Origin of the sequence: Streptomyces sp. CA-251247 (genome assembly GCF_050952975.1) — a bacterium.
Taxonomy (GTDB): Bacteria; Actinomycetota; Actinomycetes; order Streptomycetales; family Streptomycetaceae; genus Streptomyces; species Streptomyces achmelvichensis.
Map to the genome: position 1 here is coordinate 2,417,361 of NZ_CP191861.1, position 23,340 is coordinate 2,440,700.

A 23,340-nucleotide genomic window follows, 5' to 3' on the forward strand; every position below is an offset into this window, starting at 1 on the left:
TAGAGGCAAGCAGCAGAGCGAGGGCCAGTGGACAGAGGTACCGCAACCTGTTTCGGTCTTCCGCCCTCCTCGTATGCAGCTGCCGGCGCATCGTTTTACCGGGCCAGGAGTGCTCTGTGTAGCGAGACCCCGGACGCACCCGAGGTCTTCGCCGCGCATCTGCGCAAGGTCGCGGCACGGTCGCTCGCTGCCTGACGGCGCCCCAGAGCGCGGGCACAGACCGCGGGCACCGACGTCCGCGGTACCGGCTCAGCCGGCCGGCGGGGGCTCCCACGGCAGCGCCTCGACCGTGGCCAGCGGCCAGCGGTGGTCCTGCTTCCTCTCCGGGTGGTACGCCTCCGCGTCGCTCGCCTGGCGCTCCCGCCACAGCGTCTGCTCGTGGTGCAGCGCCGAACGCGACAGCCGGCCCAGCGAGGGGTGGCAGGCGCCGAGTACCTCGGCCAGCACCAGCGCGGCCTGCGCGTCGCTGCCCGGGTCACCGGGGTTCTCGTGCGGGACGCCGTACCAGGCGGTGACCTTGCGCAGGGAGCGGCCGCCGCCGCGGTACCGGTCGACGTGGCGGTCGACGACCAGCGGGTCGCAGAGCGGGAACAGCCCCGCCGGACAGCGCTCGGCGAGCGGGCGCAGCCCGTGGCGCAGCAGTTCGGACTCCATGAAGGTCAGGACGTACGGCGCGTGCCAGACCACCAGCAGTTCTTTGGTGGCCAGATGCGCGGCGACCGCGTCGGCCGTCTCGTCCAGCGCCCGCTCCGGCGGGAGGCCGTCCGCACGGGCCCGGTCCAGGGTGATGCCGTGCGTGGTCCGCGGATCGAGGGCGAGTCCCGGCCCGGGGTCGATCAGCCGGTCCCGGCCCGGACCGTCCGAGACGCGCAGGGCCGTGGCAAGGATGCGGTCGACGCCGGTGCGCGGCCCGGTCGACGCGATGTCCAGGGACATCAGGCGGCGGTGATGCCAGCCGGGGTGCGTGCCCCGGGGCGGCGGACCCGGCTCGCGGGCGTGCTCGGGGTGGTAGACCTCCCAGCCGCCGTGGCTTCCTGGCAGGACGACACCGGCTTCCGCCGGAACGGTCGCGCCGCACACGGCGCACGGGCCCGCGTAGTGGTTCGTCCGCGCCGTCGTGTTCACGGGGCCGCCTTCGCTCGTCGCAGCTCCCCCCGCGGAGGCGGCAGACGAGTCGGGCTGTACGCCGGGTTCTGTCGCCCGGTCGCCTCGCGGCGGCCGGGGAGACGGCCATCCATCTAGGGCCGGCGTTGCCGCCTGCCTCATGCGGTCTACCCGCGGACTCGGGCGGGCAGCCCTCGAACGTCCGCGCAGGAGCACCTCGTATCGCTACAGGCGCTCCCTCTTGACCTTGCTCCAGGTGGGGTTTACCTAGCTGCCCAGGTCACCCTGGGCACTGGTGGTCTCTTACACCACCGTTTCACCCTTACCGAGGACCGAGGTCCCCGGCGGTCTGTTTTCTGTGGCACTGTCCCGCGGGTCACCCCGGGTGGCCGTTAGCCACCACCTTGCCCTGTGGAGCCCGGACGTTCCTCGGGAGGATCCGAGGATCCCCACGCGGCCGTCCGCCCGGCTCGTCTGCCGTGGCGACCATGCTACCCGGCACCGGCGGACGGGAACGCCGTGGAGCCGGCGGCCCGGACCGCGGGGCGCGTCGGGCCCCGGCCCCGAAGCCGGCGGGCAGGGGCCGCGCGGGCGAGCCTTGACCCTGCCGCAACGTCATGGTTTCTACTGGCCGCATGAGGATCGGAGAGATCGCCGCACTCGCGGGCGTCACCCCCCGTACCGTCCGCCACTACCACCATCTCGGACTGCTGCCCGAGCCCGAACGCCGGCCCAACGGCTACCGCGACTACGGGCTCCAGCACGCCGTGCTGCTCGCCCGTGTCCGCCGGCTCACCGAGCTCGGTCTCGGGCTGGCCGAGGTCCGCGACGTGCTCGCCGACGACGCCGGCCGCGAACTCGCCGAAGTGCTGGCGGAACTCGACGCCGATCTGGCGCAGCAGGAGAGCGCCATCGCCGAACGGCGCGCCCGCCTCGCCGAGCTGATCCGGCAGGCGAAGGACGGCACCCTGCCCGCGGAGGGGCCGGTCTCCCCCGAACTGGCCCGGCTGCTCGGCTCGCTCACCGCGAGCGACTCCCCCGCCGCCGCCAAGGACCGGGCCCATCTGGCGCTGCTGGACACGATGGTCGAGCCGAAGGACCGGGACCGGTTGTTCACCGCGCTGCAACCGCTCGCGGACGACGCCGAATTCTCCGCCCGGGTGCAGGGGTTGTACGAACGCCTCGACGAACTCGCCGACGCGGACGGCGACGACCCCCGCGTCCGGCCGCTCGGCGAGGAGCTCGCCGCCTGTATGCCCGACGAGCTGATCGCGCTGATGAACGAGAGCGGCGAGGGCCTCGAGGAGAGCAAGGGGTCGTTCGGCGAGGCGTTCCTCGCCGACTTCTCGCCCGCGCAGGCCGCCGTCGTACGGCAGATGCTGGCCACCCTTTCCGCCCGTGCCGAGGAGCTTCGATGAGATCCGCCACCGTTCTCCGCCGTCTGACCGTGCACGAGGTGCGCGCCCTGCACAGCCTGGCGCTCTGGGTGCTGCGCCGCCGGGACGGGGTGCGGACGGCCGCGTACACCGCCAAGTACACCGAGCCGCAGACCGCCATGCTGTACGGATTCGTCTTCGTGGCGATCGTCGAGACGGTGGCCCTGGCGGTGCTGATCCCCTGGCCGCTGGTGCACGCCATCACACTGTTCATCGATGTCTACGGCGTGATCCAGCTGATCGGTTTCCATGCGGCCTGTGTCACCCGGCCGCATGTGGTGGAGGCGGACGGATCACTGCGCGTCCGCTACGGGGCCCTGTTCGACCTGCGGATTCCCGCGGAGCAGATCGTCCGGGCCGGCGTCGACCGCCGCTATCCGGACGGCAGTCGGGGCACGGCGCGCGACGACGGCATCCTGGAACTGGCCGTCGGCGGGCAGACGACCGTGACCGTGCAGCTGGCCGCACCCGTCACCTTCGTCCGGCCGCTCGGCAGGGTCGGCACCGCGCACACCGTCCGGTTCAACGCCGACGATCCCAGGGCGCTGGTGGCCGCGCTCAGGCCTGCGCCGGAGCGAACTGCACCTTCGCCGAGCCCGGTTCCGCCTGGGTGAGCCGCACCCGCAGCCGCTCGCCGAGCGGCAGCGGGCCACCGCCCTCGACCCTGGCCACCACCGCCGGTTCCTCCACCTGAACGGTGCCGACGGCCGGTTCGTGCTCCTTCACGTCCACCACGACGCCCTCGAAGACCTCGCCGATCCGGTCCTTCAGCAGGGCCGCCTCGATGATGTCGACGCACTCCCGCTCCACGGTGTTGGCCCGTCGCCCGCCGTCCGCCATCTCCCGGGGGAGGTCGTCCAGCGCGGCGAGCACCCACTCCGGCACTCCCTGCCCGGCGCTGATGGCCAGACACAGCTCGCCGGCGTAGCGGTCCACCAGTCTGCGCAGCGGTGCGGTGCAGTGTGTGTAGGCGGCGGCGACGGCCGCGTGGACCGCGGGCGAGGGCAGTTCGCCGCCGGTGAAGACGGTGTAGCCGGCGCCGCGCAGCAGGGTGGTGCACTCGTGCAGAAAGGCCGCGTGCTTGGCGTTGCCCGGGTCGAGGGACCGTACGACATCGGCGTACGAGACATGGTGGGGCCAGTCGATGTGCAGGGCCCTCGCGGAGCGGCGCAGCCGTGCCACCGCGCCGTCGGGTGCGGTGGGCAGGGTGCGGAGGATGCCGGTGCCGGACGCGGTCATGAGGTCGGCGGCGGCCATGCCGGTGAGCAGGGAGATCTGGGCGTTCCAGCCGTCGGCCGGCCGCGGGGCGCGGTAGTGGAGGAAGTAGGCGCCGTTCCGCTCGGTGATCTCCTGCTCGGGGACGCCGAGGGAGATCCCGCCGCGTTCGCGTTCGCGTTCCTCGCGCAGCAGGCCGATGTCCTTCAGCAGCGCGAGCGGTTCCTCCGCGGTGCCGTCGTCGATCTGCCGCTGCACGCCTGCGTAGTCCAGCTTGGCCCGGCTGCGGACGAGCGCCCTGCGCAGGTCGGTGGCGACGGTACGGCCCTCGGCGTCGAGGTCGATCCTCCACAGCAGCGCGGGCACGCTCCGGCCGGGGAGCAGGCTGGCCGCGCCCTCGGAGAGCACGGCCGGGTGCAGCGGCACCTTCCCGTCGGGGAAGTACAGGGTCTGGACGCGACGGTGGGCCTCGGCGTCGAGCGCGCCGCCGGGCTTCACGAAGGCGGCGACGTCGGCGATGGCGTAGTGCACGCGGAAGCCGTCGCGCCGGCGGGCGAGATGCATCGCCTGGTCCAGGTCGGCCGAGTCCGGGGGGTCGACGGTGAACAGGGGGAGGTCGGTCGCGTCGGTGTCCGGCAGCGTGGGCGCCGCGGCGGCCGACTCCGCCTCCGCGAGCACCTCGGGCGGGAACTCGCCCGGGACGCCGAGGGTGATGCGCAGCTCGCGCAGTGCGGCCCGGAGCGGAGCCTCGGCTGCGCCGGTGGTGTGCAGAGGGCGGCGGGGCATGGACCGAGCGTATGGCGGTGGGCGACGGACGGCACCCCGGATGACCGTAGGCTGGCGCGGGGGCCGCACCCCCCGCCCCGTACGTACGAAGGAGACTTGCCGTGCTCGTGCTGTTGCCGCCGTCGGAAGGTAAGGCCGCTTCCGGTCGCGGGGCTCCGCTGAACCCCGAGTCGCTGTCGCTGCCCGGTCTGGCCGATGCCCGCGCCGCGGTGCTGGACGAGCTCGTCGAGCTGTGCGCGGCCGACGCGGACAAGGCGCGGGAGATCCTCGGGCTGAGCGAGGGCCTGCGCGGTGAGATCGCGAAGAACGTGCAGCTGAGGACCGCGGGAGCCCGGCAGGCGGGCGAGCTCTACACCGGTGTGCTGTACGACGCCCTCGGGCTCGCGACGCTGGAGCCGGACGCCCGGCGCCGGGCGCGCGCGTCGCTGCTGGTGTTCTCGGGGCTGTGGGGCGCGGTGCGGATCGGCGACCGGATTCCCCCGTACCGCTGCTCGATGGGCGTGAAGCTGCCGGGTCTCGGCGCGCTCGGGACGCACTGGCGCGCGCCCATGGACTCCGTGCTGCCGGAGGTGGCGGGCAGCGGTCTCGTGCTCGATCTGCGGTCGTCCGCCTACGCGGCGGCGTGGAAGCCGAAGGGTGAGGTGGCCGCGCGTACGGCGACGGTGCGGGTGCTGCACTCACAGCTGGTCGACGGGGTCGAGAAGCGGTCGGTGGTCAGCCACTTCAACAAGGCCACGAAGGGCCGGCTGGTACGGGATCTGCTGGTGACGGGGGCCAGGCCGAAGGGTCCGGGCGAGCTGGTGGAGGCGCTGCGGGACCTGGGGTACGTGGTGGAGGCGGAGCCTCCCGCGCGGGCGGGCCGGCCGTGGTCGCTGGACGTGGTGGTCACGCAGATCCACTGAGCCGGCGTCGAGCCGCCCGCCTCCGCATTGCATCCTGCGCAACGCTCGTTGCGCAGGATGTGAGCATCGGGGCAGGATGGCGGCATGACCTCCCTGCTGGACCTCGCGCCCGTCGTTCCCGTCGTCGTCATCGAGGACGCCGCCGATGCCGTACCGCTCGCGCGGGCACTCGTGGCGGGCGGACTGCCCACGATCGAGGTGACGCTGCGGACGCCCGCCGCACTGGACGCCATCCGCGCGATCTCCGACGAAGTGCCGGACGCGGTCGTCGGCGCGGGGACGGTGATCTCCGCGGATGGCGTGGACGCGGCAGTGGCGGCCGGGGCCCGGTTCCTGGTGAGCCCGGGCTGGACGCAGACGCTGCTGGACGCGATGCAGCGGTCCGGTGTGCCGTTCCTGCCGGGCGTCTCCACCACCTCGGAAGTGGTGGCGCTGCTGGAGCGCGGGGTCGACGAGATGAAGTTCTTCCCGGCCGAGGCCGCGGGCGGGACGGCGTATCTGCGGTCCCTCGCCGGGCCGCTTCCGCAGGCCCGCTTCTGCCCGACCGGCGGCATCTCGCTCGCCTCGGCGCCCTCGTATCTGGCGCTGCCGAACGTCGGCTGTGTGGGCGGCACATGGATGCTCCCGGCGGACGCGCTCGCCGCGAAGGACTGGGGCCGCATCGAGGAGCTGGCCGCCGGGGCGGCCGCGCTGCGCGGCTGACGGCCCGGAAGTGGCCGCACAGTGTCGTCGTCCGCCCGCAGGGCGGGGGTCGCGCCGCGCACCGGACGAGACCGTGCGGACACGACCTAAGGGCTGTCCCGTAATCCCCGGCGGGCGCACGACGACAGCTACGGCCCCTCGCTGCGTTGTCGGATCGCCCGAATACGCCCAGTATGAGGACGACCCTTCGCCTTGCGATGCACCGCATCTGACGCCGCGCGCTGTTCCACCGAGGATTACGGGACAGCCCTTAGCCGAACGCCAGGTCCACGTGGTCCTGGACGGCCCGGTAGCCGAGGCGCTGATAGAGGGCGCTGCTCGTCGGGTTGTCCGTATCGGCGAAGAGCAGGACCAGTTCGGCCCCGTCAGCGACGGCCGCCCGGCTGACCGCCGCGGTCACGGCTCCGGCGTAACCCCGGCCGCGGAAACCGTCCGGCGTGTAGACGGGCGAGACGCGCGACTGGCCGACCAGCACCGGGGAACGGGACGCCATGGAGACGGGACGCCCCTCCACCTCCCACAGCCACAGACAGCCGTCGGCGATCCGCCGGGCGGCGTCGGCCGTCTGGTCGGCGTCCGCGTCACCGCCGATGTCGGCGGCGAAACCGCGCATCCAGCCGGCGACCAGCGGCACATCGCCGGCGCAGGCCTGCCGGGCACGGCCGGGCGGCTCGGGCGGGGTCAGCTCCCCCAGCCGGAACAGCCGCAGCCTCGCGACGACCGACCAGGAGCCGGGTCCGGCCCACGCGTCGGCGAACGCCTGCGCACCACCGTCCGCGCCCTTCACCCCGCTGACCGGCACATCGTCGCCCGCCACCCGCAGCACCCGGGCCAGCGAACGGGCGTGCCCCGGGTCGATGCTCCCGAACATCGGTGTGTGCGGCGGGGTCTGGACGAAGGCGGCCTCGACCGAGGCCGAGGGATTCTCCCGCCACCAGCCGAAGCGGGGCGGCGGGCCGCCGGCGCCGTACACCGACGGGCCGTGCCGCCGGAGCGTCTCGCTGACGGTGATCAGCGCGGTGGTACCGACGGGGTCGGCCGCCAGGTACGGGCCCGCGACCCGCTGGAACTCCTCGACGTCGCCGGTGAGTTGCCAGGTCACGCGCGCAGGTGGGAGGTGTCGTTGAGCAGCCGAAGGGACGCGTTGCCGTCCGCGTAATAGGCGACCGCCGACAGGGACGCCGCCGACAGCTCCATCCGGAACACGGACTCCGGCGGTGCGCCCAGCGCCAGCCGGACCAGCGTCTTGATCGGCGTGACATGGGTGACCACCAGGACCGTGCGGCCCCCCGACTGCGTCAGCATCGTGTCGCGGGTCGCGGCGACGCGGCGTGCGACCGTCGCGAAACTCTCGCCGCCGCCGGTCGGGGCCACCTTCGCCGAGGCGAGCCAGGCCGTGAGGTCGTCGCCGTAGCGCTCCTGGACCTCGCCGAAGGTGAGGCCCTCCCAGGCGCCGAAGTCCGTCTCGCGCAGGCCGTCCTCGATACGGACGTCGAGGCCGAGCCGGGCCGCGACCGCTTCCGCGGTCTGCCGGCAACGCTTCAGCGGGGAGCTGACGATCTCCTGGATCGTGCCGCGGGCGGCGAGGGACGCGGCGGCCGCTTCGGCCTGGCGCAGGCCGGCGGGCGAGAGTTCGTGGTCGCCGCTGCCGGAGAAGCGCTTCTCCGGCGTGAGGGCGGTCTCGCCGTGGCGCAGCAGGACGAAGGTGGTGGGGGTGCCGAGGTCGGCGCCCCAGCCCTGCGAGGCGGGCTTCTCGGCCGTGGGACCGGACTCGCCGGCGTTCTCGGTGCCCGGGAGGAGCCCGGCATCGCCCCGGCCGCCGCCGGAGAGTGCGGCACGCGCCTTCGCCGCACCCGCCGTCGCGTCACCGACGACCCGGGCCGCCGTGTCGTCCCGGGTGGTGAACTCGGCGGTGGAGCGGGACGGCTCCCACTGCCTGCCCTGCTTGCCCGCGTCCATCGCCTCGTTGGCGAGCCGGTCCGCGTGCTTGTTCTTCTCGCGCGGGATCCACTCGTAGGTCACCTGGGCCGCGGGGAAGACCCTGGCCGCCTGGGCGGCCAGCGGCTTCATGTCGGGGTGCTTGATCTTCCAGCGCCCGGACATCTGCTCGACGACCAGCTTGGAGTCCATCCGGACGTGGACGTCCGCGTCGGGCGCGAGCGCGTACGCGGCCTTCAGTCCGGCGATCAGGCCCTTGTACTCGGCGACGTTGTTCGTCGCGACGCCGATGTACTCGGCCGCCTCGGCGAGCGTCTCACCGCTGGCGGCGTCGATGACGACGGCGCCGTAGCCCGCCGGACCGGGGTTGCCCCGGGAGCCGCCGTCCGCCTCGACGACGAACCGCGGCATCAGAGACCCGACTCGGAGGTACGGACCAGGATGCGGCGGCAGTTCTCGCAGCGCAGCACCGTGTCGGGGGACGCGGCGCGCACCTCGTTGACCTCGGTGATGTTCAGTTCGAGCTGGCAGCCCTCGCAGCGGCGCTGGAAGAGGCGGGCGGCGCCCACCCCGCCCTGCTGGACGCGGAGCTTCTCGTACAGCTTCAGCAGGTCGGCGGGCACGGTGGCCGACAGGAGCTCGCGCTCCTTGGTCAGCGTCGCGGTCTCGGCGTCGAGTTCCTGCTCGGCCGTGTCCCGGCGGGCGGTCGCGTCGTCGGCCTTGGCCTGGACGGAGGAGACCCGTTCGGTCAGTTCGGCGACACGTTCCTGCGCGGACTCCCGGCGCTCCATGACCTCGAGGACGACGTCCTCCAGGTCGCCCTGGCGCTTGGCGAGGGAGACGATCTCGCGCTGGAGGTTCTCCAGGTCCTTGGGCGAGGTGACCGCGCCCGAGTCCAGGCGCTGCTGGTCACGGACGGCACGCTGGCGGACCTGGTCGACGTCCTGCTCCGCCTTGGTCTGCTCGCGGGCGGTGTCGCTCTCCTCGGTCTGTGCGGCGACCAGCAGGTCGCGCAGTTGCGTGAGGTCCTTGGCGAGCGACTCGATCTCGGCGTGCTCGGGGAGCGACTTGCGCCGGTGCGCGAGCCGCGACAGACGGGCGTCGAGGGCCTGGACGTCGAGGAGTCGGATCTGGTCGGCGGGCGCGGCGTTCAGTTGGGGGCTCCAGGAGAAGAGTGTTGGGAGGTCCAGGGATCGGTGACCGTGCGCGACACGTGGACCCGCAGGTCCCAGCCGTGCCGGTCGGAGATCTCGTCGAGCTGGGCGGCCGCCTGCTCGCACCAGGGCCACTCGGTGGCCCAGTGCGCGGCGTCCACCAGTCCGAGAGGGGACTGCTGGGTGGCCTCGGACACCGGGTGGTGACGGAGGTCGGAGGTGAGGAAGACGTCCACGCCCGCGGCGCGGACGGCGTCGAAGAGGCTGTCGCCGGAACCGCCGCTCACCGCGACCGTACGCACACGCGCGCCCGGGTCGCCCGCGACGCGGATGCCCTGGGCGGTGCCGGGCAGCCTCTTGGCCGCCCGTTCGGCGAACGCGCCGAGCGTCTCGGGCTGGTCGAGTTCGCAGATGCGGCCGAGGCCGCGGCGGCCCGAGGCATCCGTCGGGTCCGGCACCAGGGGCCCGACGACGCGGAGGTCGAGCGCGCCCGCGAGGGCGTCGGAGACACCGGGGTCGGCGGTGTCCGCGTTGGTGTGCGCGACGTGCAGCGCGATGTCGTTCTTGATCAGCGTGTGCACGACCCGGCCCTTGAAATGGCCGGCCGCCACCGTCGTGGTCCCGCGCAGATAGAGCGGGTGATGGGTGACGATCAGCTGGGCGCCGAGCTCGATCGCCTCGTCGGCGACCGCCTGGACGGGGTCGACGGCGAAGAGCACGCGTACGACCTCCGCACCGGGGTCGCCGCAGACCGTCCCGACCGCGTCCCACTCCTCCGCGCGCTCGGGAGGCCAGAGGACGTCGAGCGCGGCGATGACTTCAGACAGACGGGGCACGGAAACAGGTTACCCGCGCTCGGCGCCCCGCCGGCCTGGGCATCCGGCCCACGACGCTCCCGGGCCCCGTCCGGGACGGGACCTACGGGACGAGGAAGCCGCGCAGATCGTCCAGCACACGGTCGGCGGCGGTCACACCGAGACCGAGATACCACGTCTCGTCCGGTACGTCCTTCGCCCGGCCGGCCTTGACCGCTTCGAGGTTCTTCCACAGCGGGTTCGAGCGTGCGGTGTCCCGCTTGGTCGTCTTCGGGTCGCCGTAGACGCCGGTGAAGATCCAGTCGGCGTCGGCGTCGTCGATCTTCTCGGGGCTGATCTCGACGGCGAGATCCTCGATCTGCTGGTTCTTGGGCCGCGGCAGACCGGTGTCCTTCAGGATCGTGCCGATGAAGGACGCCTGGGCGTACAGCCGGATCTTGCCGGGCATGTAGCGGACCATCGAGACGGACGGCCTGGTCGCGCCGATGTCGGCGCCGAGCTGATCGGCCTTCTTCTCGTACGCGGCGAGCTTCTCCTTCGCGGCGGCCGTCCTGTCCAGCGCCGAGGCGTTGAGGAGGTAGTTCTCCTTCCAGGTGAAGCCCGGGCGGATGGAGAAGACGGTCGGAGCGATCTGCGAGAGCTCCTTGTACTTGTCGGCGGCGCGCAGCTGACTGCCGAGGATCAGATCGGGCTTGAGGCCCGCGATCGCCTCCAGGTTGAGGCTGTTGATCGTGCCCACGTTCGCGGGGCTGCCGGCCGACTTCGCGAGGTAGGCCGGTATGCCCTCGTCGCCCTCGGTGGGGGCGTAGCCGACCGGCTTGATGCCCAGCGAGGCAACGTTGTCGAGCTCGCCGACGTCGAGGACCACAACGCGCTTCGGAGCGGCCTTGAGCTCGGTCTTTCCGAGGGCATGGGTGATGGTGCGCGGGAACCGGCCCGGCTCGGCGTCCGTCCCCATCGCTGCCGTCTTCGTCGCGGCGTCGCCGAAGCCCTTGCCGCCCTGGGCGACGGCCTTCTTGCCTGCGGCGTCGGCCTTGCCGGCCGGGCTCGCCGCGGTGTCACCGCTTCCGCAGGCGGCGAGGGTGAGCGCGGCGGCGCAGGCGACGGCTGCGGCTGTGCCGCGGCGGCGTAGGGACATGAGGTGCTCCAGATCCGGTACTTAGGGGTGCCTGACTTTAGGCACGGCCGTTTCCGCGGCTGCCGTCGGCTCCCCCGCCGCGGAGGTACCTGCCGAGCACACTCACCTCGCCCACCTCAGGAGAACCGTTGCATCAACACCCTTATGTGTGAAGACACAGGTCTCGTGTTGTTCGGCAGGACGTACGAAACCTAGCTTCGTCACCGGAGGTGAAGTGCCGATGACAGCCTGTGCCATCGAGACCGCTCCGGAGGACGGTGCGGTGGGAAGTACGGGAATCACGATCGCGATGGACGGTTCCTACGCGGCCCGGCTGGCCGGCGAGGGAGAGGCCCTGTACCCCGAGCGCTGGACGCTCGACGGTCCCGAGCCCTACGCCGTACCACTGCCCCTGGACCAGCCCGAGGAACGCGACACGGACGTGCACCCGCTGAGCGACGGGCGGGTGCTCATCCGGCGGCGGGTGGAGGACCGGCACGCCTTCTCGCTGCTGTACCCGACCGGCCCGGGGACGGGCGAACTGCCGCTCGGCGGCGTCGAGGCGGACGAGCTGACCATGCTTCCGCCGTCGCCGGACGGCCGTTGCGCCTACGCGCTGGCGCCCGGTGAGTACTCGACCGCGATCTGGCTGGTGGCGGGCGGCGCCTTCGGCCCGGAGCATGTCGCCGAGGTGCGGGGCCACTGCACCGGTGGTGTGTGGCTGGACCGTACGGGACGGATGCTCGCCCTGAACCGGCAGCAGTCCGGAGCGCCGGTGAAGGCGGTCGCGGTGGACCTCGAGCGCGGCGGTGAGGTGACACCGCTGCTCCAGATCACGGAGGACAGCAACGACCGGCTGCTGCTGGCGGACCCGGACAGCGGGCTGCTGCTGATCCGGTCCGACGCGGCGGGGCACGACCGGCTGGGATGGGGTGTCCTCGGCAGCCTGCGCCCGGTGCGCTTCCCGGAGTGTCTGCGCCTCGCCGACTGCGCGGTGACGCCGTTCGCCGTGCAGCCCGGACAGGTGCTGATGCCGGAGAGCTGTGCGGTGGGGCTGCGCGTCGACGGCGCGGCGGGGAGCTGGCTCGGCATCTGGCGTCCCGCGGGCCGGCGACTGCATCAACTGGCCGCGCCGGAGGGGTGGCTGGCGGGCTCGGGGATGTGGAGCCGGGAGGGGGTGCTGCAACTCCCGTACGCGACCGGGACGGTGGCCTGCGCGCTGGCGCGGATCGACGCTTCGGAGGTCTTCGCGCACGAGGTGGTCACCGAACCGGCACAAGCGGAACACGCAGGTGGGGAACCGTCCGGCGGCTCCGGGACTCCCGTTGTGTGCAAGCCGGTTCCTTTGCAGCAGGCGCCTCTCACCGGCCGCCTGGGCCCTGGATAAACTCTGCGGCCGGTGCGGGTGACACCGCACCGGCCGGACACGTATGTCAGCGATCTCAACGGGGGAATTTCCCACATGTCTGAAGCCCGAACCGACACCACCGATTCGCGTCCGCAGGAGGCGGAGGCAGGGGGTGCCGGTAAGCACCGAGGGGGTGCGGCGCGCACGGAGGACTACGCGTCGCCCGCGCACGGCAAGCACCGCCGCCCCGAGCCGGACGGCCGTACGCACTGAACCTCCGGGGCCTGCGCCCCTCGTGCCCCGTACGCCGGCGGGGTCGCGTTCCCCGTCGGCGTACGAGCACGGCACCCGGCCGGTTGCCCGTTGCCCGGCCCGAACACCTCAGGACAGGTTCTGGCCGGCCCGTCCGTGCTTGAGGCCCAGCACCTCCGACGCCGCGAACGTCTCGTGCGCGCTGCGGTCCGCGTAGAACGGCGTGAGCAACGCGTCCAGTTCGTCGAAGCTGAAGCTCTCCTTCGCGGTGTCGAACTGCGCCGAGACCTTGGGGCGTTCCACGACCGCCACCATCCCGCCGTGCACGACGAGCAGCTGACCGCTGACCCCGGCGGCCGCCGGGGACGCGAGATAGCCGACGAGCGGCGCCACATGCTCCGGCGCCAGTGGGTCCAGCCCGCCGTTCCGAGGCTCCTCGAAGCCCGCGAAGACGTCCTGCGTCATCCGCGTCCTGGCCCGCGGGCAGATCGCGTTCGCCGTGACCCCGTACTTGGCGAGCGCCAGCGCGGACGACGTCGTCAGGCCGACGATGCCCCCCTTGGCCGCCGCATAGTTCGGCTGACCCGCAGAGCCCGCGAGGAACGCCTCCGAGGAGGTGTTGACGATCCGTCCGTAGACGGGCGCCCCGGCGGACTTGGAGCGTGTGCGCCAGTGGACCGAGGCGAAGTGGGTCATGTTGAAGTGGCCCTTGAGATGGACGCGGATCACCGAGTCCCATTCGGCCTCGGACATCGAGAAGATCATCCGGTCCCGCAGGATGCCCGCGTTGTTGACCAGGATGTCCAGCTTTCCGTAGGTGGCGACGGCCAGGTCGACCAGATCGCGGGCCCGGTCGAAGTCGGCGATGTCGCCGTGGTGCGCGACGGCCGAACCGCCCGCCGCGCGGATCTCCTCGGCGACCTCCTCCGCGGGGGTCGCCGAGGCGTCCCCGGAGCCGTCCCGGCCCGGGCGTCCGTAGTCGTTGACGACGACGCCCGCGCCGAGGCGGGCCAGTTCGAGCGCCTCCGCGCGGCCGAGCCCGCGGGCCGCCCCGGTGACGATCGCGGACAGTCCGTCGAGTGGCAGAGACATCGGGTTCCTTTCCCGTAGGGGGTAGGGGCGGTGTCAGATCTCGATGCAGGTGCGCAGCGCCTCACCGGTACGCATCTGGGCCAGTGCGTCGTTGATCTCCGCGAGCGGCACCCGGTGCGTGATCAGCCCTTCGAGGTCGATACGGCCCGCCCGCCACAGCGCGATCGCGCGCTCGTAGGAGGTGAGCACGTCCCCGCCGCCGTACATGGACGGCAGGATGCGCTTCTCGTCGAAGAACAGCTCGAACATGTTGAGCTGGAGGAAGTCGTCCATGGCGCCCGCGCCGACGATGCAGAGAGTGCCGCCGCGCCGGGTCGTCTCGTAGGCCGTGCGTGCGGTGGCCGACTTGCCGACGACCTCGAAGACATAGTCGAAGCCCTCGCCCGCGGTGATCCGCTGCTTGGCGTCGCCGAGTTCGTCGGGCGAGACCGCTTCCGTGGCGCCGAACCTGAGGGCCGCCTCGCGCCGGGTCGCGACCGGGTCGACGGCGACGATCTGCGCCGCTCCCTTGAGCCGCGCGCCCTGGATGGCGGAGATGCCGACGCCGCCGCAGCCGATGACGGCGACCGACGAACCGGCCTCCACATCGGCGGTGTTGATCGCCGCGCCGAGTCCCGTGGTCACTCCGCAGCCGATCAGCGCGGCGATGTCGAACGGCACGTCGTCGGGTATCGGCACCGCGCAGGCCGCGTCGACGACGACCTCCTCGGCGAAGGTGCCGGTCCCGGCGAAGCCGAAGACATCGCCGCCGGGACGCCGGAAGTTGGGGGTGCCGGCGTTCAGGAAGCCCGCGAGGCACAGTTCGGTCTGCCCGCGCTTGCAGGAGGGGCAGACTCCGCAGGCGGGCAGCCAGCACAGCAGCACGCGGTCGCCCTGCTTCAGTCCGCCCACTCCGTCGCCGACGTCGATGATCTCGCCGGCGCCCTCGTGGCCGGGGACGAACGGCGCGGGCTGCGGCAGGACCCCGTTCATGGCGGAGATGTCGGAGTGGCAGAGCCCGGTGGCCCGGATGCGGATCCTGACCTTGCCGGGGCCGAAGCCCACCGCCTCGACGTCGTCGAGTACTTCGAGCTTGTCCTGCCCTGTCTCGTGCAGTACGGCTGCGCGCACGGTGCGGCTCCCTCGGTTCGTGTCGTGTCCGGTCAGTCGTGCTCGACGGTGGTGTCGGCCAGTACGGGAGCGTCGTCGCGCTCGACGGCCGTGACCGACACCCGGATGCCTTCGGTGCCCTCGGTGCGGCGCCACATCCTGATGCGCAGGGTCTCGCCGGGGAAGACGATCCCGGCGAAGCGAGTGGTGTACGAGCGGACCCGGGTCACGTCCCCGTCGAGCAGGGTGTCGACGACGGCCTTGAGCGTCATGCCGTACGAGCACAGGCCGTGCAGGATGGGACGGTCGAATCCGGCGCGGGCGGCGAACTCCGGGTCCGCGTGCAGGGGGTTGAGGTCGCCGGACAGGCGGTAGAGCAGGGCCTGGTCCTCGCGGATCCGCTTCTCCACGGTCTTGTCCGGTTCGCGCGCGGGGAGTTCGGTGCGGGACGAGGGTCCTCGGTCGCCGCCGAAGCCGCCTTCGCCGCGTACGAAGATCTGCGAGTCGTTGGTCCACAGCGGGCCGTCGTCGTCGGCCGCCTCGGCGCGCAGGACGAGGACCGCGGCCTTGCCCTTGTCGTACACGGCGGCGACCCGGGTCGTGGAGAGGGCCGTCCCGCCGGGCGGAATCGGCCGGTGCAGCCGGACCGTCTGTCCGCCGTGCAGGACGGACGCCAGGTCGATGTCGAGGCCGGGTCCGGTGAGCCCGCCGACGACGCCCTTGCCCGCGCCCGCGACGGTGGCGAAGCTCGGCAGGACGTGCAGCCTCGACTCCAGGGTGTAGCGCAGCTCGGCGGGGTCGGTCGCGGGAATGCCCGCGCCGAGGCCGAGGTGGTAGAGCTGGACGTCCTTGCGGTCCCAGCTGATCTCCGCGCTGCGGGGCTCCGCGGCGACGGCCTTTGCGGGATCGATGGGCATGAGGCTCTGGCTCCTTGAGGAGGGGAAGACCTCGGCACGGCCGTCCGCACCGTCGGCCGCACCGAGGTCGCGTGGGACCGGCCCGGCAGCCCTTTCTAGAACGCGTTCTAGGGCCGGTGGCCCCTATGTATAACGCAGGCCACAGGACATGTGAAGAGCACGCACACCAGACCGGTGCAGGGAATTGACGGGTAGTCAGACATGGGTGCGGGGCCACGGGGGCGCTGACCCGAGCGCGGTCGCCGGGCACGTTCGGCTCCGGATCGGGTCGGTTCCGGGTCGGGCCGGTTCCGGGTCGCGGCGGTTCCGGGTCGCGGCGGTTCCGGGTCGCGGCGGTTCCGGGTCGCGGCGGGTCGGGGCTCGGTCCGACCCGGCCGGCATCCGCGCCCGCGCCCGCGCCCGCGCCCGGGACATTTGTCACCGCCGGGTCCGTACACCTGTGTCTGCCGGGAAGCGCGTCCCCTCCGTAGCGTCGTCCGTATGACGAAGACAGCGGACGGCGGGTGCGGCACACGCCACAGGATCGGCCTCGGGAAGCGGCGGCCGTCACAGAGGTGCGGACCGGCGCGGGACGGTATCGGTCCGCCGAGCGGATTCACGATGCTGCCCTGGCTGCTGATGGGGATGGGCGCCATCGCCAATCTCGTACGCGGCGAGACGCCCAATCCCTGGATCGGCGCCATCGGAGTGCTGATCTTCAACTCGCTCTACATCGCCCTCGTCTTCCGCGCCTTCGACCGACGGGCGCGGGAGACGCCGACGACCCGCCTGCTGCTGCTCGCACTCGCCGCGGTCACCTTCGCCCTGGCGGGGGGATACGGCGGCGAGTGGCTGTACTTCTTCCCGCTCCTGGGCCTGGCGACGGGCGCCGTGATGCGCGGTCCCCGGGTCGGCGTGGTGGTCCTCGCGCTGACGGTCGCCGCCGGTCTGGTGGCGGGACTGCGGGACGGCTGGGGCGCGATCAGCGTCGCGTACGGCACCCTCATCTCCGGGATGGTGACCGCGGCGATCCTCGCCCTGTCCGAAACGGTGCGTGAACTGCGTGACACCCGGCAGGAACTGGCCCGCACCGCCGTCGAGAAGGAGCGGCTGCGCTTCTCCCGCGACCTGCACGATCTGCTCGGCCACACGCTGTCGGTGATCGTGGTGAAGTCCGAGGCCGCGAGGCGGCTGGGGCCACGGGACATGGACGCGGCGCTGGCGCAGATCTCGGACATCGAGTCGGTGGGCCGCCAGGCGCTGACGGAGATCCGCGAGGCGGTGACGGGCTACCGCCGGGGCAGCTTCGGAGCCGAACTGGACCGGGCCCGTTCGGCGCTGAGCGCGGCCGGCGTCGAGGCGGTGGTGCGCCAGTCGGGGCCGCCGCCGGAGCCGGAGACCGCCGCACTGCTCGGCTGGGTGGTGCGGGAGGCGGTGACCAACGCGGTACGCCACAGCGGCGCGACCACCTGCGAGATCACCCTCACGACCGCGACGGAGCGGGTCGAGCTGACGATCGCCGACGACGGCATCGGGGCTCCCGTCGACACACTCGCGGAGACCGAGGGCACCGGGCTCAGGGGGCTCAGCGAACGCCTGGCCGCGGTGGGCGGCACCCTGGAGGCGGGCCCGGCCGGTGCGGGTTTCCGCGTCCGCGCCCGGCTCCCGGTGCAGGACGAGAGCCCGGCACCCGCGTTCTGACCCGGGCCACGTCCACGGGCGGGGCCACGACGTCCACGCCCGGGGCCAGGTGCGTCGCACGGGAGGCCTTCGCGCTGGTCGGACATACGATGACGGAGTGGAAGAGATGCCGCGGGACCACCGTCCGTCCAAGTCCGTCCGCGTGCTTCTCGCCGAGGACCAGGGCATGCTGCGGGGCGCTCTCGCTCTGCTGCTGGGCATGGAGCCGGACCTGAACGTGGTGGCCCAGGTCGGCCGCGGCGACGAGATCGTCCGGGCGGCGCTGGAGTGGCGGCCCGATGTGGCGCTGCTGGACATCGAGTTGCCCGGGCGCAGCGGCCTCGACGCGGCGGCGGATCTGCGGGACGAGGTGCCCGACTGCAGGGTGCTGATCCTGACGACGTTCGCGCGGCCCGGCTATCTGCGCCGGGCGATGGAGGCCGGGGCGGCAGGCTTCCTCGTCAAGGACGGGCCGGTGGAGGATCTGGCGTCGGCAATCCGCCGGGTGCTGACCGGTGAGAGGGTCATCGACCCGGTGCTCGCCGCCGCCGCGCTGAGCGCGGGGCCCAATCCGCTCACCGCGCGGGAGCAGGACGTGCTCAACGCGTCGGTGGACGGTGCGACCGTCGCCGATATCGCGGGCACCCTGCATCTGTCGGAGTCGACCGTACGCAACTACCTCTCGTCCGCGATCGGCAAGACGGGCACGCGCAACCGCATGGAAGCGGTGCGGGCGGCACGCCGGCAGGGCTGGCTGTGAACTCCCCGAGTGCCGGGGCTGCTCGTACTCCGGCGGGCGTTGACGGCCGACTCTACGGCTCCACCCGGCGCGGCAGCAGGAGCAGCATCAGCACCGCTCCGGTCACCAGCACCCCCGCTCCCGTACGGAAGGCGAGCGCGTATCCGGCGGCCAGGTCACTCGGCCCGGTGCCTCCCCCGGTGCGCGCCGCCGCGACCGTGGACAGCACGGCGAGACCGAGCGCGCCGCCCATCGTGCGCGAGGTGTTGATCAGGCCCGAGACCAGACCGGCGTCCGCCGGCTCGGCACCCGCGGTGGCCAGGGCGGCGAGCGGGGTCGCCGCGAGGCCGACGCCCGTCATCATCAGGATGCCGGGTCCGAGGATCGAGGTCAGATAGCCGCCGTCGGCGGTCATCGTGGACTGCCAGCCGAAGCCGGTCGCGGCGATCAGCGCACCGATGACGGCGACGTTGGTGGCTCCCGCCTTCGCCATGAAGCGGGGCGCGAGCTTGGAGCCGACGATCACGCTCACCGAGCTGGGGATCAGCGCGAGGCCCGCTTCGAGCGGCGTGTACCCCAGCACGTTCTGCGCGTACACCGTCATGAAGAACCACATGGAGAAGGACGCCGAACCGCACACCATCATGGTCACGTTGGCGGCCGAGACCGCCCGGGACCGGAACACCTTCAGCGGCATCAGCGGCGCCCTGGTCCGCGCCTCGACGGCGACGAAGAGCCCGAGAAGTGCCAGGCCGCCGAGCAGGGGCAGCAGCGTGGCGGAAGCGGTCCAGCCCGACTCCTCCGTCTGCACGATGCCGTACGCCACCGAGGCCAGGCCGCCCGTGACGAGGACCGCGCCCGGGAGGTCGAGGCGGCGGCCCGCGCCGTTCCTGCTCTCGGTCAGCCAGACGGCCGCTCCCAGCAGCACCAGCGCACCGACCGGCACGTTGATCAGCAACACCCAGCGCCAGGACAGCAGATCGGTGAGGACTCCCCCGACGAGACCGCCGGCGGCGCCACCCGCGGCTCCCACCGCCGACCAGGTGCCGATCGCCCGGGTGCGGGCGGGGCCCGGCGGCACGGCGGCCGTCACGAGGGTCAGGGTCGCCGGCGCGAGCACGGCCGCGCCCAGACCCTGCACCGCCCGGGCGGCGAGCAACTGCCAGCCCTCCTGGGCGAGCCCGCCCGCGAGGGACGCGGCGGTGAACAGGCCGAGCCCGACGAGGAAGGTGCGCTTGCGGCCGAAGATGTCCGCGGCCCGCCCGCCGAGCAGCATGAACCCGGCGAAGGCGATGGAGTACGCGTTGAGCACCCACTGGAGCCCGATGGTGGAGAGCCCGAGGTCGGCGCGCATCGAAGGCAGCGCGACGTTGACGACGGATACGTCGAGCACGACGAGGAACTGCCCGGCACACGCCGTGAGCACCACCAGCCAGGTGCGGGCGGTCCGGGCGGGCGCGGGTATGAGGGATTCGGTGGCGTCTGAGCGGGCGTGGACCATGGCCGTCATGGTCTCAGCCAAGGTGCGGTCCGTACATCCGGATAAAGATGTACGCGCCAGGAGCCGGGAGACCTAGGCCCCAGTCGATGCGACTAGGTCGTGTCCGCAAAGTCCCGTCTGGTTCGCGACGCCCTCCGGGCGGACGACGATACTTTGCGGAAACTCCCTAGGGCTTGCGCAGCAGGGTGACCACCGCCGCCCCGCCGAGGCCGATGTTGTGGGCGAGCCCCACCCGCGCCCCCGCGACCTGACGCCCGCCCGCCTCGCCCCGCAACTGCCAGGTCAGCTCGGCGGCCTGGGCGAGACCGGTGGCGCCGAGCGGGTGCCCCTTGGAGATCAGCCCGCCGGACGGATTCACCACCCACTGCCCGCCGTGGGTGGTCGCGCCGCTCTCCACCAGCTTTCCGGACTCGCCGTCCGGGCACATGCCGAGCGCCTCGTAGGTGAGCAGTTCGTTGACGGAGAAGCAGTCGTGCAGTTCGACGACGTCGACGTCCTCGATCCCGAGCCCGGACCGCTCGTACGCGAGGCGCGCGGCGGCCCGGGACATCGGTGTGCCGACGACGTCGATGCAGGAGCCGGAGGCGAAGGACTCCTCGGTGTCGGTGGTCATGGCCTGACCCGCGATCTCCACGGCCCTCGCGTGCAGCCCGTGCCGGACGACGAACCGCTCGGAGACGACCACCGCCGCTGCCGCGCCGTCCGAGGTGGGTGAGCACTGGAGCTTGGTCAGCGGGCGGTGGACGGTGCGCGCGGCGAGGATCTCGTCGACGGACCAGACGTCCTGGAACTGGGCGTTGGGATTGTCGGCGGAGTGCCGGTGGTTCTTGGCGGCGACGGCCGCGAGCTGCCGCTCGGTGGTGCCGTGGCGCTCCATGTGTTCCCGTGCGGCGTTGCCGAAGATCTGCGCGGTGGGCGGTGTCGCCTCGAAGCCGTGTGCCGCGGCCATGATCCCGTAGTGCCGTGCCACGGGCGACGACGCGAAGTCCCCGCCGTCCGCCCCGGCCCCGAGCGCGCCGCGGGCCATCTTCTCGAAGCCGAGGGCGAGGACGCAGTCGCTGATACCGCCCTCGACGAACTGCCGCGCCATCATCAGGGCCGTGGAGCCGGTGGCGCAGTTGTTGTTGACGTTGTAGACGGGGACGCCGGTGAGCCCGATCGCGTAGACCGCGCGCTGGGCGGCCGTCGACGCCTGGAAGCAGTGGCCGACGGGGACCTGTTCGACATCCTCGTACGCGACCTGGGCATCGGCGAGGGCCTTGGTGCCCGCCTCCTCGGCCATGTCCCAGTACTGCCAGGCGCGGGTGCCGGGCTTCTCGAACTTCGTCATCCCGACGCCGACGATGTAGCTCTTCACAGCGTGCTCCTTCAGTCCCGGGGAAGGCCGAGAATGCGCTCGGCGACGACGTTGAGCTGGACCTGTGTGGTGCCGCCGGCGATGGTCAGGCAGCGCGACATCAGCAGTTCGCGCACCGCCGCCTCCCCCGGTCCCTCGCACACCGAGCCGTCGGGTCCGAGGAGTTCCAGGGCCAGTTCGGCGGTCTTCTGCTGGTGCAGGGTCTGGACGAGTTTGCGTACGGAGGCGCCCGCGCCCGGTTCGAGTCCGGACACCTGCCGCATCGTCGTCCGCAGGGCGAGGCAGCCGAGTGCGTGCGCCTCGGCGGCCAGCGCCCCGACGCGGGCGCGGTACGCGTCGTCGAGGCCGGATGCGCGGGCCAGCAGGGCTTCGAGGCCGGTGCCGAAGGTGAGCTGGTCCGCCATGTGGACACGTTCGTTGCCGAGGGTGTTGCGCGCGACCCGCCAGCCGTCGTCCACGGCACCGACGACGGCGTCGTCCGGCAGCAACGCACCGTCGAACCACACCTCGTTGAAGAGGGAGTCGCCGGTGATCTCCTTCAGCGGCCGGATGTCGATGCCGTCGGTGTGCTTCATGTCGACGACGAAATAGGTGAGGCCCCGGTGCTTGGGCGCCGTGGGGTCCGTACGCGCCAGCAGGATGCCGTGGTCGGCCCGGCCCGCGGCACTCGTCCACACCTTCTGGCCGGTGATCCGCCAGCCGCCGTCGACCCGCTCGGCCTTCGTCCGCAGCGACGCCAGGTCGGATCCGGCACCCGGTTCGCTGAAGAGCTGGCACCACCGGAGGTCGCCGCGCAGGGTCGGCAGCAGATAACGCTCCTTCTGGGCGTCGGTGCCGTACGCGATCAGCGACGGAACCACCCAGGCCGCGATGGACAGTCCGCTGATCGCCACGCCCGCGTCGGCCAGTTCCTGCTGCACGGCGAGCTGCTGCACCGGTCCCGCGCCCCGTCCGTACGGCGGTGGCAGATGCGGGGCGGCGAGGCCGGTGGGGGCGAGGGCGCGGCGGGCGGCGGACGGGGAGAGTCCACGGACCGCCTCGACGGCCTCGCGTACGTCGTCGCGGTGGGCCCGTGCCTCTCCGGGCAGTTCGAGGCGCAGTGCGCGCCGTACTCCGCCGGCGGCCAGGCGTACGGCCCGCTGCCGGTGGGTGTCGCCCGGCCCGAGCAGCTGGCGTGCCACGAGTGCGCGGCGCAGATACAGATGCGCGTCGTGCTCCCAGGTGAAGCCGATGCCGCCGAGGATCTGGATGCAGTCCTTGGCGCAGGTGTACGCGGCGTCCAGCGCGGTGGCGGCGGCGAGCGCGGCGACCAGCCCGAGTGCCTCGGGCTCGTCCCGGGAGGCGCGGGCCGCGTCCCAGGTGAGGGCCCGTGCCTGTTCGAGGCGGATGAGCATGTCGGCGCACAGGTGCTTGATCCCCTGGAACTGCCCGATGGGCCGGCCGAACTGTTCGCGCACGCCTGCGTGCTCGGTGGCGGTCTCCAGGGCGCGGGAGGCCACTCCGCAGGCCTCGGCCGCGAGCAGCACGGCCGCCAGGTCGCCGACGAGCGGCCCGGGGACGTCCAGGACGCGCTGCCCGGGGACGAGGACGTGGTGCGCCGCCACCTCGGCGGTCGGCCGTGTCGGGTCGGCGCTGTCGTGGGCGCGTACGGCGAGGGCCTGCGCGTCCACCGCCGTCCACACCGTGCCGTGCCCCGACTCCGCGGCGAGCAGCAGGAGATCGGCCTGCGCCCCCGCGAGGACGGGCGGGGCGCAGCCGTCGAGCCGCAGCGCTCCGTCGCCTGCCGGGACGGCGGTGAGGGTGCCGGTGCCGAGAGCGACGGAGGCGATGCGGCGGCCGTCGGCGAGCGCGCGGACGAGGTCGTGCCGGCCCGCGCGGCTGAGCACTTCGGCGGCGAGTGCGTTCATCACGAACGGCCCGGGGAGCAGGCCGCGGCCGGTCTCCTCCAGGACGACGGCCAGGTCGACGAGGGAGCCGCCGCCACCGCCGTGCTCCTCGGGCAGATGCACACCGAGGAGCCCCTGACCCGCCGCACCGTCCCAGTGCCCGGGCCTGCCGAGTCCGCCGGAGTGCGCGTCGAGCAGCTTGCGCACCTCCCCGGGAGGCACGGCGCGCGCCAGCCAGCCGCGCACGGAGGCGGCCAACTCCCGTTCTTCGTGCGTGATTCCGATGCCCATGAGCGGCAGACTAGAACACGTTTCAATCTGACGGTAGGTC

The 23,340-nt window shown here is 72.6% G+C and carries 21 protein-coding genes and 1 other RNA gene; 8 read left to right on the forward strand and 14 right to left on the reverse strand.

Features of this window, described 5'->3' with window-relative positions; translation table 11 throughout:
- Window positions 1–249: 249 nt before the first annotated feature.
- Together ACQPWZ_RS10645 and rnpB are read right to left on the reverse strand one after the other, a co-directional pair.
- Window positions 250–1,125, reverse strand: a complete 876-nt coding sequence (locus ACQPWZ_RS10645; protein ID WP_433571195.1) for a hypothetical protein — start codon at window positions 1,123–1,125, stop codon at window positions 250–252.
- A gap of 41 nt (window positions 1,126–1,166) precedes the next feature.
- Window positions 1,167–1,577, reverse strand: an RNA gene (gene rnpB / locus ACQPWZ_RS10650) — RNase P RNA component class A.
- 162 nt (window positions 1,578–1,739) lie between these two features.
- Between rnpB and ACQPWZ_RS10655 the strand changes: the two genes are divergently transcribed.
- Entirely contained in the window at window positions 1,740–2,522 is a 783-nt protein-coding gene (locus ACQPWZ_RS10655; protein ID WP_356703579.1) for a MerR family transcriptional regulator, read from the forward strand.
- Window positions 2,519–3,154 (forward strand): hypothetical protein, encoded by a 636-nt coding sequence (locus ACQPWZ_RS10660; RefSeq protein ID WP_433571196.1) that lies wholly within the window; start codon window positions 2,519–2,521, stop codon window positions 3,152–3,154. Before ACQPWZ_RS10655 ends, ACQPWZ_RS10660 begins: the two co-directional genes overlap by 4 nt.
- Here ACQPWZ_RS10660 and ACQPWZ_RS10665 read toward each other — a convergent pair.
- Window positions 3,099–4,541: an RNB domain-containing ribonuclease gene (locus ACQPWZ_RS10665; protein ID WP_405569179.1), complete on the reverse strand. Its 1,443-nt coding sequence runs from the start codon at window positions 4,539–4,541 to the stop codon at window positions 3,099–3,101. The two genes, ACQPWZ_RS10660 and ACQPWZ_RS10665, sit on opposite strands and share 56 nt — an antisense overlap.
- Before the next feature lie 101 nt (window positions 4,542–4,642).
- Here ACQPWZ_RS10665 and yaaA point away from each other — a divergent pair, with 101 nt between their 5' ends.
- Window positions 4,643–5,443, forward strand: a complete 801-nt coding sequence (gene yaaA, locus ACQPWZ_RS10670) for a peroxide stress protein YaaA (protein ID WP_433571197.1) — start codon at window positions 4,643–4,645, stop codon at window positions 5,441–5,443.
- 84 nt (window positions 5,444–5,527) lie between these two features.
- Window positions 5,528–6,145: a bifunctional 4-hydroxy-2-oxoglutarate aldolase/2-dehydro-3-deoxy-phosphogluconate aldolase gene (eda, locus tag ACQPWZ_RS10675; protein WP_433571198.1), complete on the forward strand. Its 618-nt coding sequence runs from the start codon at window positions 5,528–5,530 to the stop codon at window positions 6,143–6,145.
- A gap of 250 nt (window positions 6,146–6,395) precedes the next feature.
- Here eda and ACQPWZ_RS10680 read toward each other — a convergent pair whose 3' ends face one another.
- The 5 genes from ACQPWZ_RS10680 to ACQPWZ_RS10700 form a co-directional block, all read right to left on the reverse strand.
- Window positions 6,396–7,247 (reverse strand): GNAT family N-acetyltransferase, encoded by an 852-nt coding sequence (locus ACQPWZ_RS10680; RefSeq protein WP_433571199.1) that lies wholly within the window; start codon window positions 7,245–7,247, stop codon window positions 6,396–6,398.
- Entirely contained in the window at window positions 7,244–8,494 is a 1,251-nt protein-coding gene (locus ACQPWZ_RS10685) for a bifunctional RNase H/acid phosphatase (protein WP_405569189.1), read from the reverse strand. Before ACQPWZ_RS10685 ends, ACQPWZ_RS10680 begins: the two co-directional genes overlap by 4 nt.
- On the reverse strand, window positions 8,494–9,237 hold the full coding sequence (locus ACQPWZ_RS10690) for a zinc ribbon domain-containing protein (RefSeq protein WP_340477823.1): 744 nt from the start codon (window positions 9,235–9,237) through the stop codon (window positions 8,494–8,496). Before ACQPWZ_RS10690 ends, ACQPWZ_RS10685 begins: the two co-directional genes overlap by 1 nt.
- Window positions 9,234–10,073, reverse strand: coding sequence for a Nif3-like dinuclear metal center hexameric protein (locus ACQPWZ_RS10695; RefSeq protein ID WP_340472826.1), 840 nt, complete (start codon window positions 10,071–10,073; stop codon window positions 9,234–9,236). Before ACQPWZ_RS10695 ends, ACQPWZ_RS10690 begins: the two co-directional genes overlap by 4 nt.
- An 82-nt stretch (window positions 10,074–10,155) precedes the next feature.
- Window positions 10,156–11,190 (reverse strand): ABC transporter substrate-binding protein, encoded by a 1,035-nt coding sequence (locus ACQPWZ_RS10700; protein ID WP_433571200.1) that lies wholly within the window; start codon window positions 11,188–11,190, stop codon window positions 10,156–10,158.
- A 220-nt stretch (window positions 11,191–11,410) separates the two neighbouring features.
- Here ACQPWZ_RS10700 and ACQPWZ_RS10705 point away from each other — a divergent pair, with 220 nt between their 5' ends.
- Complete coding sequence (locus ACQPWZ_RS10705) at window positions 11,411–12,556, forward strand: hypothetical protein (protein ID WP_433571201.1); 1,146 nt, start codon at window positions 11,411–11,413, stop codon at window positions 12,554–12,556.
- A 75-nt stretch (window positions 12,557–12,631) separates the two neighbouring features.
- On the forward strand, window positions 12,632–12,790 hold the full coding sequence (locus ACQPWZ_RS10710; RefSeq protein WP_356703589.1) for a hypothetical protein: 159 nt from the start codon (window positions 12,632–12,634) through the stop codon (window positions 12,788–12,790).
- A gap of 108 nt (window positions 12,791–12,898) precedes the next feature.
- Here ACQPWZ_RS10710 and ACQPWZ_RS10715 read toward each other — a convergent pair whose 3' ends face one another.
- From ACQPWZ_RS10715 to ACQPWZ_RS10725, 3 genes are read right to left on the reverse strand one after another with little or no spacing between them, the layout of a single operon-like run.
- On the reverse strand, window positions 12,899–13,861 hold the full coding sequence (locus ACQPWZ_RS10715) for a 3-oxoacyl-ACP reductase (RefSeq protein WP_356703590.1): 963 nt from the start codon (window positions 13,859–13,861) through the stop codon (window positions 12,899–12,901).
- A 33-nt stretch (window positions 13,862–13,894) separates the two neighbouring features.
- On the reverse strand, window positions 13,895–14,971 hold the full coding sequence (locus ACQPWZ_RS10720; RefSeq protein ID WP_340472831.1) for a Zn-dependent alcohol dehydrogenase: 1,077 nt from the start codon (window positions 14,969–14,971) through the stop codon (window positions 13,895–13,897).
- A gap of 32 nt (window positions 14,972–15,003) precedes the next feature.
- Window positions 15,004–15,867, reverse strand: coding sequence for a MaoC/PaaZ C-terminal domain-containing protein (locus ACQPWZ_RS10725; RefSeq protein WP_433571202.1), 864 nt, complete (start codon window positions 15,865–15,867; stop codon window positions 15,004–15,006).
- 480 nt (window positions 15,868–16,347) lie between these two features.
- Between ACQPWZ_RS10725 and ACQPWZ_RS10730 the strand changes: the two genes are divergently transcribed.
- Window positions 16,348–17,547 (forward strand): sensor histidine kinase, encoded by a 1,200-nt coding sequence (locus ACQPWZ_RS10730; protein WP_405569203.1) that lies wholly within the window; start codon window positions 16,348–16,350, stop codon window positions 17,545–17,547.
- Between the two features lie 106 nt (window positions 17,548–17,653).
- Window positions 17,654–18,286, forward strand: coding sequence for a response regulator (locus ACQPWZ_RS10735; protein ID WP_405575837.1), 633 nt, complete (start codon window positions 17,654–17,656; stop codon window positions 18,284–18,286).
- A 52-nt stretch (window positions 18,287–18,338) separates the two neighbouring features.
- On the opposite strand, the gene ACQPWZ_RS10740 is transcribed toward ACQPWZ_RS10735, so the two are convergent.
- The 3 genes from ACQPWZ_RS10740 to ACQPWZ_RS10750 form a co-directional block, all read right to left on the reverse strand.
- A complete protein-coding gene (locus tag ACQPWZ_RS10740; RefSeq protein ID WP_383238642.1) occupies window positions 18,339–19,766 on the reverse strand; it encodes an MFS transporter in 1,428 nt (475 codons plus the stop codon).
- Between the two features lie 166 nt (window positions 19,767–19,932).
- On the reverse strand, window positions 19,933–21,123 hold the full coding sequence (locus ACQPWZ_RS10745; RefSeq protein WP_340472834.1) for a lipid-transfer protein: 1,191 nt from the start codon (window positions 21,121–21,123) through the stop codon (window positions 19,933–19,935).
- A gap of 11 nt (window positions 21,124–21,134) precedes the next feature.
- Window positions 21,135–23,300, reverse strand: coding sequence for an acyl-CoA dehydrogenase (locus ACQPWZ_RS10750; RefSeq protein WP_433571203.1), 2,166 nt, complete (start codon window positions 23,298–23,300; stop codon window positions 21,135–21,137).
- Window positions 23,301–23,340 lie beyond the last annotated feature (40 nt).